Annotated in this window: 13 protein-coding genes; 4 read left to right on the top strand and 9 right to left on the bottom strand. The window is 72.2% G+C overall.

Going from position 1 to position 12,119, the window contains the following annotated elements:
* Window positions 1-149: 149 nt before the first annotated feature.
* The 5 genes from ACU436_RS22105 to ACU436_RS22085 all read right to left on the bottom strand — a co-directional run bounded on the left by ACU436_RS22105 (window position 150) and on the right by ACU436_RS22085 (window position 5,386).
* Complete coding sequence (locus tag ACU436_RS22105; protein ID WP_459028139.1) at window positions 150-1,904, bottom strand: glycosyl transferase; 1,755 nt, start codon at window positions 1,902-1,904, stop codon at window positions 150-152.
* A 71-nt stretch (window positions 1,905-1,975) separates the two neighbouring features.
* The gene (locus ACU436_RS22100; protein WP_459028138.1) at window positions 1,976-2,656 is read right to left on the bottom strand and encodes a GntR family transcriptional regulator; all 681 of its coding nucleotides are present in this window, start codon (window positions 2,654-2,656) and stop codon (window positions 1,976-1,978) included.
* Between the two features lie 32 nt (window positions 2,657-2,688).
* Window positions 2,689-3,660 carry a VOC family protein gene (locus ACU436_RS22095; RefSeq protein WP_459028136.1) on the bottom strand — a complete coding sequence of 324 codons (972 nt, stop codon included), beginning with the start codon at window positions 3,658-3,660 and terminating at the stop codon, window positions 2,689-2,691.
* A gap of 20 nt (window positions 3,661-3,680) precedes the next feature.
* Window positions 3,681-4,712, bottom strand: a complete 1,032-nt coding sequence (locus ACU436_RS22090; RefSeq protein ID WP_459028134.1) for a PrpF domain-containing protein — start codon at window positions 4,710-4,712, stop codon at window positions 3,681-3,683.
* A complete protein-coding gene (locus ACU436_RS22085) occupies window positions 4,709-5,386 on the bottom strand; it encodes a 4-carboxy-4-hydroxy-2-oxoadipate aldolase/oxaloacetate decarboxylase (protein WP_459028193.1) in 678 nt (225 codons plus the stop codon). The genes ACU436_RS22090 and ACU436_RS22085 overlap by 4 nt, the downstream gene beginning before the upstream one ends.
* Window positions 5,387-5,530: 144 nt before the next feature.
* Here ACU436_RS22085 and ACU436_RS22080 point away from each other — a divergent pair, with 144 nt between their 5' ends.
* Genes ACU436_RS22080 through ACU436_RS22070 form a run of 3 tightly spaced genes read left to right on the top strand, consistent with a single transcriptional unit; the run spans window position 5,531 to window position 8,197 of the window.
* On the top strand, window positions 5,531-6,355 hold the full coding sequence (locus tag ACU436_RS22080) for a methylenetetrahydrofolate reductase (RefSeq protein ID WP_459028133.1): 825 nt from the start codon (window positions 5,531-5,533) through the stop codon (window positions 6,353-6,355).
* Between the two features lie 53 nt (window positions 6,356-6,408).
* Window positions 6,409-7,467: a hypothetical protein gene (locus ACU436_RS22075; protein ID WP_459028131.1), complete on the top strand. Its 1,059-nt coding sequence runs from the start codon at window positions 6,409-6,411 to the stop codon at window positions 7,465-7,467.
* A gap of 49 nt (window positions 7,468-7,516) precedes the next feature.
* On the top strand, window positions 7,517-8,197 hold the full coding sequence (locus ACU436_RS22070) for a hypothetical protein (protein ID WP_459028129.1): 681 nt from the start codon (window positions 7,517-7,519) through the stop codon (window positions 8,195-8,197).
* A 140-nt stretch (window positions 8,198-8,337) separates the two neighbouring features.
* Here ACU436_RS22070 and ACU436_RS22065 read toward each other — a convergent pair whose 3' ends face one another.
* From ACU436_RS22065 to ACU436_RS22050, 4 genes are all read right to left on the bottom strand, one after another.
* Entirely contained in the window at window positions 8,338-9,294 is a 957-nt protein-coding gene (locus tag ACU436_RS22065) for a hypothetical protein (RefSeq protein ID WP_459028127.1), read from the bottom strand.
* The gene (locus ACU436_RS22060; protein ID WP_459028125.1) at window positions 9,291-10,166 is read right to left on the bottom strand and encodes an ABC transporter ATP-binding protein; all 876 of its coding nucleotides are present in this window, start codon (window positions 10,164-10,166) and stop codon (window positions 9,291-9,293) included. The genes ACU436_RS22065 and ACU436_RS22060 overlap by 4 nt, the downstream gene beginning before the upstream one ends.
* A gap of 146 nt (window positions 10,167-10,312) precedes the next feature.
* Window positions 10,313-10,630 (bottom strand): hypothetical protein, encoded by a 318-nt coding sequence (locus tag ACU436_RS22055; RefSeq protein ID WP_459028123.1) that lies wholly within the window; start codon window positions 10,628-10,630, stop codon window positions 10,313-10,315.
* A gap of 42 nt (window positions 10,631-10,672) precedes the next feature.
* Complete coding sequence (locus tag ACU436_RS22050; RefSeq protein ID WP_459028121.1) at window positions 10,673-11,578, bottom strand: helix-turn-helix domain-containing protein; 906 nt, start codon at window positions 11,576-11,578, stop codon at window positions 10,673-10,675.
* A 215-nt stretch (window positions 11,579-11,793) separates the two neighbouring features.
* Here ACU436_RS22050 and ACU436_RS22045 point away from each other — a divergent pair, with 215 nt between their 5' ends.
* Window positions 11,794-12,066 carry a hypothetical protein gene (locus ACU436_RS22045; protein WP_459028119.1) on the top strand — a complete coding sequence of 91 codons (273 nt, stop codon included), beginning with the start codon at window positions 11,794-11,796 and terminating at the stop codon, window positions 12,064-12,066.
* Window positions 12,067-12,119: the final 53 nt, after the last annotated feature.

Here is a 12,119-nt window from a genome sequence, read left to right as displayed (position 1 = left end):
CGCGTTTGGCTTCGCTCGGCCCGAAGCACTCATCGCACTAGCCATGCTCGCCCTCGGCGGCCTCTGCCCGCCCCTGCCCGGACGCGCAACGTGATCCACACATCGGACAGGAGAGCCCCATAATGCTGGGATCCCCGGAGTGCGGCCCGTTACCGGCTGATCGGCCGGACGTCCCACACCCACGCGTCCGAGGCCGGGCGGCCGGGGCCGAGTAGGGCGGAGAGTGCGGCCTGCAGCTCCGGTCGGCGCGGACCGTCGGTGAGGACGACGGAGTCGGCGCGCCAGAAGTGCAGGTCGGCCTGCATGTGCGCCCGGTCGATGTCGGTGACCGCGGGCACCTGACCGGTGGCGGCCACCCCGTCGAGGAGCACCGAGGTCGGCCGCTTCGGCGCGCCGTAGGCACCCATCTGCTCCTCCCCGGCCGGGCCGACGAAGTAGCCCTGCGGCAGGGCGAAGTGCATGCCGGCCTCCACCTGCCAGCGCAGGGCCTCGGCGTGGCGCGGCTCGGGCAGGGGGACCGGCACGACCGTGCCTCCCGGGTCGACCCACCGCGCCCACTCCCCGTGGGCGTAGAAGTCCGGGGTGGGTGCGCGGGTGACGGTCTCGTACGGCACCGGGGCCACCGGGAGCAGCACCGCGACCAGCACGCCTGCCCAGGCCAGCCGCATCGACACCGGTCCGAACCGGCGCTCGCGCGGCGCGTCGAGGACCCGCTGGGTGGCGATCGCGATCAGGCAACCGGCCGCGGGAACGCAGGCCAGCGCCATCCGGGACTCCAGGACGGAGTCGAAGAGGGGCAGGCCGGCCAGCAGCGCCCACGGCCCGGGCCACCCGGTCGGCCGCCCGTCGATGCTGATCTCCGCCCCGAGGGACAGGACGGCGGCCACCCCGCACGCGGATGCGGCGATCCGGGCGGGCAGGTCGGCACGCAGCCAGATCGCCAGCGCGACGACGAGCGCGACGAGCCCCCAACCGAAGAACGCGTTCTCCTCCGTGCCGTTGATCGCGAGGGTGCCGGGCCCGCCGGTCAGCAGGCCGCCGACGGACTGGCTGGAGTAGGCGACGAACGCGGCGAGCGGGTTCCCGGTGGGGCCGTGCTCGATGCTGCGGTAGCTCTGCGGGCCGGCGAACTGCAGCCACAGCGGGTACGCGACCAGCACGCAGGAGACGGCCGCCGCCGTCGCGGCCCCGATGACGACCTGCCGGGGCAGCTGTCTCCTGGTGATCGCGAACCAGATCGCGTACGGCGCGACCGCCAGCACCCCGATCAGCAGGATCTCCTCCCCGATCAGGACCTGGAGCGCGCCGAGCAGGCCGAGCCCGACCCCGTGCAGGACGGGCCGGCGGGCGCCCGGGAGCCGGATCAGCCAGATCGCGATCACCGGCAGGAGGAAGGTGGCGGCGAAGTTCGGGTGGGCCTTGGCGTGCGAGATCACCGGCGGCGCGAACCCGCAGAGGGCGGCGCCGACCGCCGCGGCCACCCGCGAGGGGACGACGTACCGGGAGAAGAGCCAGTACCACGCCGTCGCGGTGCCGGCGAGACCGCCGGTCAGGATGAGCGTCCACGTCACCGTCGGGCCGAAGACCAGCGTCACCGGCGTCAGCGGCACCGCGAGGGCCGGCAGTGCCGTGTTGGCCATCAGGTTCACCCCGAACGGGGCGTTCTGCAGGGCCGAGAGCAGCGGGTTCCGGCCCTCCGCCACGGCGTGCGCCTGCGCTGCGAACAGCCACTCGAACAGGTTCTGGTCCTGCATGCTCGCCACGAGGTAGCCGCTGTCGAGGTGCCGCCACAGCCCGCCGTACAGCAGCACGGCCGCCAGCACGTAGGCCTCGACCACGAGGACGTCCGCCGGGCTGATCCCGGCCCACCGCGGGTGGACCAGCGCTCGGGCGAGAGCCGTCACCCGCTGCTCCCCGCCCACACATCCATCACGAACCCCATGCCACCACGACGCACCCTGCGACGACCAGTGTCCTAGAGCGCGTCGAAGCGTCGCGTGCGGGCGGCCTCCACCTCGGGGAGGGTGTCGATGACGCTCCGGATGTGGCGCCGCATCGCGGCCTCCGCCGCGTTGGCGTCGCCTGCACAGATCTTCTCGATGATCTCCAGGTGCTGCGGCAGGGAGATCGCGGGCCGGCCCGGGTGCATCGCCAGCTGGAACTGGTGGCGGACGCTCTGCCCGCGCAACCGCTCCAGGATCGCACCCGCGGTGCTCTGGCCGGCCAGTTCGAGGACGAGGCCGTGGAGCCGCCGGTTCAGCTCCGAGTAGCCCAGGAGGTCCCCGGAGGCGACGGCGGTACGCATCGCCTCCCCGATCTCGCGGAGGCGGCCGGCGTCGGCGTCGGTGAGCCGTTCGGCCGCCTTCGCCGCGCACAGCCCTTCGAGGGCCATCCGGACCTCGGTGATCTCGACGGCCTCGGCGAGCGACACGGCCCGGACCCGGGCGCCGCGGTTCTGCACCCGTTCGACGAGGCCCTCACCGGCGAGCTGCAGGAGCGCGGTGCGCACGCTCGTGCGGGTGGCCCCGAACCGCTCGGACAGGTCGGCCTCGACGAGGCGCTGGTTGGGGACGAACTCGCCGTCGGCGATGGCGGCCCGGACGGCGTCGACGACGGGAACCGCGTCCACCGAATGCGAACTCTCGGTTCCTGTCATCGTCGACGACCTCCGCGCTCAGATTGGCGCCCTCATTGTGCGGGATCGGCAACCGGGGGTGTGCCGTGGGTGTGGAAGGAGGCAATCGTCTTCAACCCCCAGGCCTGCCCCTTGGCCCGCTCGGCCTCGCTCCAGGTCACCGGCTGCCAGTCCGGGGCGAAGATCAGCCGGGCCGTGGGGTTGCACAGCTCGATGCGGTTGCCGCCGGGCTCGTAGACGTAGAGGAAGAAGGTCTGCTGGATCGCGTGCTTGTGCGGGCCGGTCTCGATGAACACGCCGTTGTCCAGCGAGATGTCGGCGGCGCGGAGGATGTCCTCACGCGTGTCGGTGGCGAACGCGATGTGGTGCAGGCGGCCCTTCGAGCCGGTCCAGTCGTTGGTGTAGACGAGGTCGTACGACTTCTGCGCGAAGTTGGTCCACTGCCCGGAGATCACCCCGGTGTCGAGTTGGATCTGCTCGGTGACCCGGCCGCCGAGGGCGTCGCAGATGAACCCGCCGTTGGCGGCCGCGTCCTTGGCGAGGTAGTTGACGTGGTCGAGCCTGCGGACGCTGACGCCGCGACCCGGGTAGGCCTGGGCCTGGTTCTTCAGGGCGGGGCGCAGGTGCTCGGGCGGCTGGTAGCGCTCGGACTCCCAGTAGACCTCGATCTCGTGACCGTCGGGGTCGCGGAACAGGTAGGTCGGGCCGATCCCCGGGTCCCCGTCGACCCAGCCGATGCCGAGGCCGCGTTCCTCGACGGCCGCGACCCGCCGCTTGAGCGCCTCCTCGCTCGACGCCCGCAGGGCGGTGCGTCCGACGCCCGACGTCTTCGAGGCCGTCAGCTTGAGGCTGTGGTGTTCGTAGTCGTCCCACGTGCGCAGGAAGACCGAGTCGCCCTGGCTCCCGTTCTCGGTCAGGCCCAGCACCCGGACGAAGAAGTCGAGGCTGCGCTCCGGCTCCGGGGTGAAGAGCTCCACGTGGCCGAGGTGGGCGATCTCGTGACGGGGGGACTTCTCGAGGGACATCGTCGACTCCGTACGTCGGGTCAGGGACGGGGGAAGGTGGTGCCGTCGAACAGCGGCCGCGCGGTGCGGATGACCGCGGAGCGGAGCGCCCGCGGCGGGCCGCCGTTCTGGTCGACGGCCACGTCGACCTGCAGCGCACCGCTCGGATGCTCCACGTCGAACGGGTGGCCGTCCAGCGGGCTGACCAGCAGGTCGTGGCCGACCGCGCCGTCGAGCAGCGTGGCGGTGACCACGCTGATCGCGCCGAACACACCGATCGAGGGGTGCGCGCGGACCGGGTCGAAGGCGTTGAACGTGCGGGTGGCGATCGCCCCGCCCGCCCGCGGGGCGGAGACGAACGTGATCTTGGGAACGGCGGTGCCGGTGACGTCGCCGAGCCCCATGAGCTTGCCGGCCTGCATCCGCAGGGACTGGATGCGCTCGGGTGCGGGGTCCCCGTCGCCGCCACGGGCGACCACGACGGGCATCCCGTTGTCGATGCACGTCACGGGGATGCCGTCGATCTCGTCGACGAGCCGACCGGTCGGCAGCAGGCTGCCGCAGACCGAGCCCTCCGTGCCGGCGAAGGCCAGCGCCACCGGAGCCGCCGTGCCGGGAACACCGGCCAGCGCGGTGTCGCCCGCGTAGTCGACGCGCCCGCCGGGCGTGGCGAACGTCGACTCCGCCCGGCCGCCGGTGTTGACCATGCGGATCCGCACGCTGGTGCGCTCCGCCCGGGCGGCCACGAGGCCCCGCTCCACGGCGAACTGGCCGATGCCCGCCAGCAGGTTGCCGCAGGTCTGGCGGTCGGACACGGTGGCCGAGTCGACCCCGACCTGCAGGAACAGGTAGTCGACGTCGCAGTCCGGTTCGGCCGACGGCGACACGATCGCCACCTTGCTGGTGACCGGCTGGGCGCCGCCGAGGCCGTCGATCTGCGTCGGGTCCGGGCTGCCCATGATCCGCAGCAGCAGGTCGTCGCGCTCGGCCGGGTCGGCGGGGAGATCCGGGGCGAGGAAGAACGCCCCCTTCGATGTGCCGCCGCGCATGAGCAGGCAGCGAACGCCACTCACCGCTCCGCCTTCACGTACTCCACCCCCAGGTCGGCGAGGGTGGCCCGCAGGCCGTAGCGGTCGAGGCCGAGCTCGTCCTCGCGGAACGCGCGGCGCGTGGCCTCCTCCTTGGCCAGCCGCGCGCGGCCGGCGGTGAGCGCCTCGCCGACCCGTTCCCGGGGCACGCACACCACGCCGTCGTCGTCGGCGAGCACGGCGTCGCCGGGCCGCACGACCTGGCCGCGGACCACGATCGGGACGTTGACCGCCCCGGCCGTGGCCTTGACCGTGCCCTGGGCGCTGACCGCCGCGGACCACGCGGGGAAGCCCATCGCGCGGAGGTCGGCGACGTCCCGCACACCGGTGGTGGTCACGACGCCGCGCACCCCGCGATGCGAGAGCGCGGTGGCGAAGAGCTCCCCGAAGAGGCCGTCGGTGCAGGGTGAGGTGGTGGTGACGACCATCAGGTCGCCCGGTCGGCACTGCTCGACGGCCGCGTGGATCATCAGGTTGTCGCCGGGCCAGCACAGCACCGTGACGGCCGTACCGCCGACGCGCGCGCCCTGCTGGACCGGCCGCAGGTCCGGGCCCAGGTAGCAGGAGCGGCCCAGCGCCTCGTGCACGGTGGCCACCCCGAACTCGGCCAGCACATCGACGTCCGCGAGCTCGGCGCGTGGCGGGTCGGTGACGATCATCGGCTTCACGCCAGTTCCTCCGGCATCGACTCTCCAGTCCATGGTGAACGCTCACAGCATCGGCGCGGGTCGGACATATTGTCAACAATGTTGGCGACTATCTTGTGAGGGTCACATGTCGCGCAACACCCATAGGCTTCCGTCGTGGCCGATCTCACGGAGGCGTTGCGTCGCGTCTCGTACGAGCTCATCCCGATGAAGGGCACCGAGGAAACCGTGCTGGCACACGTACCCAAGGACGTGTCGCTGACCGTCGGCACGAGCCACACCAAGGGCCTGGAACCCACCGTCGACCTCGCGGTCCGGCTCGCCGGGCACGGCTACTCCGTCGCCCCGCACCTGGCCGCCCGGCAGATCCGGGACGCAACGCAGCTGTCCGATCTCGTGGGCAGGCTGCGCGCGGCCGGTGTCGACAGCGCCTTCGTCATCGGCGGCGACGCCTCCGAGCCGGCCGGCCCCTTCACCGACGCCCTCGAACTGCTCGTGGCGCTCGACGAGATCGGCCATCCGTTCCGGCGCATCGGGATCGCGGGCTACCCGGAAGGGCACGCCAGGATCGACACCGGGCTCCTCGACAGGGCGCTCGACAAGAAGGCCCCGCACGCCACGCACGTCATCACCCAGATCTGCTTCGACGCCGGCGCCACGGTCGGCTGGGCACGGCAGGTGCGGGAGCGGGGCGTCGCGCTCCCGATCAGGGTGGGGCTGCCCGGGGTCGTGAGCCGGCAGAAGCTCGTCCGCATCTCGGCCGGGCTCGGCCTCGGCCAGTCGGCCCGGTTCCTCCTGAAGCAGCAGAGCCTGTTCTGGCGGTTCTTCCTCCCCGGCGGCTACCACCCCGGCCGGCTCGCGCGGCGGCTCGCGCCCCACGTCGGGCAGCCCGCCACCCAGCTGGACGGCTTCCACTTCTTCACCTTCAACGAGGTGGCCGGCACCGAGGCGTGGCGCCGGTCGATGCTCGCGCGGACCTGAGGGTTCTCAGACCTCGATCGTCAGGTTGCGACGGCCGGTCTAGCGTGCAACCCGTGATGTCCCGGGGGGCGGCGGTGATCGTCGTGTTGGCAGCGACGCTCGCAACGATGGTCACCGCTTGCGCGGCTCCGATCACGGGCGTGCCGCACGCGGCCGGAGAGGTGGCCGCCGGCGGCGGGCTCCCCCTCGAACCCGAACAGCAGCGCCTCGCCCGGCTGTTCGACGACATGCGCTCGTGGGACATGTGCGCGATGCACGACATCGCGGCGGCGGAACGCGCCACCGGGTTCGAGCCCGACGAGCTGCTCCCGTACCGCGAACCCGGGAACTGCCGCCTCGTGATGCGGGATCCCGGCGAGACGGACGCCTGGGAACTGCAGCTCGACGTGTTCCAGGTGATCCCCACGACGGGCGGGCAACCACTCGACGTCGGCGGCGTGCAGCTGCCGCAGGTGCACGAGAGCGACGAGACGCGTTGCGCGTACAGCTACCCGATCGGCGCCCCCGCCAAGGGTGAGGACCCGTGGGGCATCGACATCTCGGTGTTCGGCACCGCCGACAACGAAGCTCCGTGCGACATCGCACGCGAGTACGCCACGGCGATCGCGCCGCGCCTGGCCGATCCGCCGTTGCGCAGCGCAGGCGGCACGACCCCGGCGCTGGACATCGCCGCGTCCGATCCGTGCGCGCTGGCCGCCGCGATGGTGCCGGTCCTGTCCGACGGGCAACCACTCGGTTCGGGCGACCTCGAGGTGGGCGACCTCCAGCCGTACGGGTGCGGCGTCTACGTGAGCGCCGGAGATGGTTCGAGCGCGCGGCGGGTGAACGGATCCGTCGAGTACACGATGACGTCCGCCGGCGACGTCGGGAGCGAGACCGTCGGGAGCTTCCCGGCGGCGAGGACCGAGCTCGGCCCCAACTGCAAGGTGGCCTTCGCTCCGTCGAACGTGCAGCTGGCCGGCAACCCCGAGAGCGCACCCACCGTGCCGACCGTGGAGATCGTCAGCGGATGCGACCAGATCGACGCCCTCGCCGAGGCGGCCGCCGGCGCGATCGCGCCACCGGCAGGCACACCCCGGGCGGACGCGCAGGCCCTCGGCGACCTCGGCTAGGCAGAAGGTGCGCCCGAGTGGCCCGGCCGCGATGTGGTGCACTGGACCGGTGAAGATCCGCCTGGCCGCGGTCGTGGTCGCGCTGGCAGCGCTCGCCGGCTGCTCCACCCCACCGGGTCCGGCGCCCGCGTCACCCGCCCCGACGCTCCCCGAGGACGCGATCGCCTACGACGACCTGTCCTCGACCGACCGGGAGTTCCCGTTCGACAACACCTGCGACCAGCTGGGCAGCGACTCGATCGACGAGGTGGGTGCCCAGGACGCGCGGGAGCTGCCCGGCATGGGCGGCCCGGCGGGTTGCGCGGTGGAGTTCGGGAGCGCCGAGCTCGACGAGCTGTGGATCGAGGCCCAGGCCCCGCCGAACCCGTCGGAACCGCGGTACTTCCCGCTCCTGTGGAACGGCGAGGCCGCCACCGGCACCACCTACCACCGCAGGCTCCTGCTCGACGGCCGCTACTACGCGGTGGAGACCATCGACTTCTACGGCGGCCAGCCAGGGTGCTACCTCACCGTCGACCCGGGCTCGCCCTACGCCCTGCAGTTCCGTGGGATCCTCCCCGAGGCGCTCGCGGCGGGCTACGGCGAGCTGAACTCCTCCTTCACGAACTACGTGGTCGACCACGCCGGCACCGACCGGTTCATGAAGGACAACTGCCCGGTGGTCGAGCGGACCGCGATCGTGCTCCTCGGCGACATCGATCCGGGAGGCGGGTCGCTGGCGGCGGGTTAGGAGTCAGGCATTCGAAACCGGCCTCCGCGGCTCCTGCCACGACCGTCGCGATCAAGGCGCTCCCAGGTGGCCGACGCCGGCGAGACCCAGGCCCTTGCGGAACGCAGTAGGCCCGAGCTGTTCGGCGCTCCCGGCGGCCGCTAAGTCAGGTCGCGGCGGGCCACCCGGTAGCCCGCGAGCCCCAGCAGGCCCGCCCACAGCACCAACGAGACGATCACGGGGGCCGGGCCCTCCACCGGAGCGAGCGTGGCCAGCGCCGCCGTGGCGCTCGACGGATCCACCCAGGCGAACACCTTCGGGGCGAGCCCGCTGATCGTGAGCATCACGGGCACCGTCGCGAAGTAGATCGCGAGCGCCCCCGCGGCGTTCGGCACCAGCATCGCGACGGTGAGAGCGACGAGGATCGTCAGCAACGAGCCGAGCACGCACACGCCGACGACCCAGCCGGTGCGGTGGCCCAGCACGTAGGTGGCACCCGCGCCGCTGATCGCGCCGGGCGCCACCAGCAGCGTGGTGACCAGCTGCAGCGCGGCGGCGACCAGCCAGAGCACCAGCAGGACCGTTGCCTGCGCGAGGAAGTACCGGGCCCGTGACGGCTGGGCGAGCAGGGTCGGCTGCGCGCTGCGGTGCTGCCACTCGCCGGCGATGAGCTTGATCAGCACGGCGTGCAGGAGCAGGTGCCCCACCCGCACCGTGTAGAACGTCGGGGAGATCTGGTCCGCCGCCGACGCGTACGACGACGCGTAGTCCGTGCCGGTGTGGATCAGCACGGTGACGCCGACCAGGACGACCGGGGCGAGCGCGAGCAGGATGCGGTCCGAGAGCGTGCCGGTGAGCTTGCGCAGCTCGACCAGCACCAGCATCGGGAACGGGGTTCGCCGCGATGCGGCGGCGAAGGGACCTCCGACCGGCGGACCCGGCATGCCCGGTACCGGTGGGGGGCCGGGTACCTGCCCCGTCGGGCCGGGGCCCGGCCGCCACGGCGCGGCCGGGATCTGCTGGGCCGGACCGCGCGGTGCGGCCGGCGGCGGCATCGTCCCCTGCGGTACCGGCCCCGCCCGGTGTCCGTTGGTGCCCTGTCCCGCCGGCATGGTCATCGCCCACCTCCGGACAGCCGGAAGAACAGCTCCTCGAGGTTCTGCTGGTGATCGCTGATGCCGTGCACCCGCACGCCGGCAGAGAAGACGATGTCCGAGACCCGGTCGCTCTGCGCGTCGGCGAGGATCTGGCCGTCGGGGCTCGGTTGGATGCGCACGCCGGCCTGTACGAGGGCGTTCGCGATCGCCTGCATGTCCGGGCCGCGCACCAGGCACCGGTGGGACGCGAGCAGCTCGCGGATCGGCCCGTCGGCCACCAGCCTGCCGTTGCCGATCATGACGATGCGGTCGGCCGTCTGGTCCACCTCGGACAGCACGTGGCTCGACAGCAACACGGTGCCGCCGCGCGCGGCGTGCCCGCGCAGCAGTTCGCGGACCGCCCGGATCCCGACGGGATCGAGACCGTTGATCGGCTCGTCGAGCATGAGCAGCGGGGGGTCGGCGAGCAGGGCGTGCGCCAGCCCGAGCCGCTGGCGCATGCCGAGGCTGTACCTGCCGATCTTCTTGCGGGTGGCGTCGCCGAGGCCGACCCGGGCCATCAGCTCGTCGGCCCGCCGGGCGGGGACACCCATGAGGGCGGCCGCGTTGCGCATGTGGGAGCCCCCGGTACGGCCCGGGTGCACGGCCGACGCGTCGAGCAGGACGCCCGCGACGTGAGCGGGGTTCGCCCAGTCGCGGAACGGCCGGCCCGCGATCCAGCTGCCGCCCCGGGTCGGCGGTATCAGGCCAGTGATCATCCGGAGGGTCGTGGACTTGCCCGCGCCGTTCGGCCCCAGGAACGCGGTGACCGTGCCCGGCTGCAGGTCGAAGGAGACGTCTTCGACGGCCGGGCGTCCCGCGTAGATCTTGGTCAGCCCCCGGACGCTCAGCACGATCGGATGCTAGTGGTCCCCGCCGATCAGCCCAGCGGGTCCGGCACCTCCGGGGAGCGACCATTTGCCCTTGATCACCCCTGCAGAGCAGCCCTTTGCCCTTGATCGGCGCCCTCGAGCGTGGAAGGCCTCGGGAACCTCGACGATCAGGCGCGCACGCGGACGATGACCTCGGTGTCGGTGACCTGCTCGACTCCGACCGTGAACCCGCTCGCCTCGGTCTGGCCGCCGACCGGCACGGTGATCTGCTGGCCGGCCACCTCGAGCTGTGCGGTGCCGTCCTGCACGCCGACGAGGCGGGCCTCGATCCCGAGCACCGAGACGACGGTGTCGCCGCTGCGCGGGAACGTGACGGTGCAGCCGTCCAGCCCGCAGTCGACGTTGGAGTTCCCCCCTCCGCAGCCGGTGACGAGAACCAGCGCGGCGATTACGGACATCACGGACAGAACGGCACGACGGGTCACGAATCGAAGCCTACTGGGGTAGCGGCGGCCCGGGGTGCCGGCTCAGATCTCGGCGCGGAGGCGGCGCAGCATGTCCTTCGAGCGAAGCGGTGTCTCCGCCTGCACGCTCACCCGCTCCATCACGGCGAGGTAGTCCTCGACCTCGGAGCGCTTGTCCAGGTAGACCGCGCTGTTGAGGTGCTCGAGGTAGACGATGTCGGGCAGGTCCGGCTCGGCGAACCGCAGGATCGTGAACGCGCCGCCCGCCGCGGCGTGGCCACCGTGGCGGAACGGCAGCACCTGCACCGTGAGGTTCGGGAGCTCGGTCATCTCGAGCACGTGGTCCAACTGGTCGCGCATGACGTGCGAGGGGCCGTAGGGGCGGGAGAGCGCGGCCTCGTCGATCACCGCCCACAGCTGCGGTGCGCCCGGCTCGGTGAGCATCTTCTGCCGGGTCATCCGCAGCTGCACGCGCCGGTCGATCTCCTCGACCCCGTCGGCCCGGTGCCCGACGACGATCACGTTGCGCGCGTAGTCCTCGCTCTGCAGCAGCCCGGGCACGAACTGCACCTGGTAGGTGCGGATCACGTTGGCCGCCTGCTCGAGCCCGAGGTACATCTCGAACCAGCTGGGGAGCACCTGGCTGTGCTGCTGCCACCAACCGCGGGCGTTGGCACGGCGGGCGAGGTCGAGGAACTCCCCGCGCTCCAGCTCGTCGGTGATCCCGTAGAGCGCGAGGAGATCGACCAGGTCCCGCTGCTTGAAGCCCACGCGCCCGAGCTCCAAGCGGCTGATCTTGGCGTGTGACGCCCGGATCGCGTCGCCCGCGGCCTCGCGCGTGATCCCGGCGGCCTCGCGCCACCTGCGCAGCTGCGTGCCGAGCACGATGCGCAGGACGGTCGGTCCGCCCTGCTGGGTCGGGTCGACGGGCGCTGATGCCGAGCGGGACGCCGGCGAGCCTGCACGCACCGTCCACCCCCAAGCAAGTCCGAGGCGGCAGCATATCGCCGGCTCAGCGGCTCCGGTCGGGCCATGAGACGAGTGGCCGTGCGCGCAGATGCATTTGCAGAAGAAGGTTGCAGAGTCCTCTTGCGTCTGCAAGCGGAGAGCGACAGACTGGACGCGGTGGGTGGCATGCATGTGGGCAGCCGCCCGAGGGGTGGACCTGTGACGGAGTGGGGGCCGTGAGCAGACCGCGTGGGCAGTCGGGGCCGACCGAGCTCGTCGGGAATGGTTCCACCATCTCCGTCACCTGTGTCATGGACGGCCGCTGCCATTCGGTTCCGGACGAGGAACTCGCGATCGGCATCGCCCGGCGTGGCGGCCAGTACTCCGCCGTCTGCGGGCACGTCGTCACACCCGCACCGATGGTCGCCCCCGACGGTGATCTCTGCCCCGCCTGCGCCGAGCGCGACTCGAGCTACCGCAGGAGAAGGGGTTTCCGATTCCGCCGCTGATGCGGGCCTTCAGCCCCGTCAGTGTGTCCACCGGTTGTGCGGATTTCGGGTAG

Source organism: Pseudonocardia wallangbongensis, from assembly GCF_054486945.1.
Note: the sequence above shows the minus strand (reverse complement) of the source record. Positions and strands in the feature narration are given on the sequence as shown.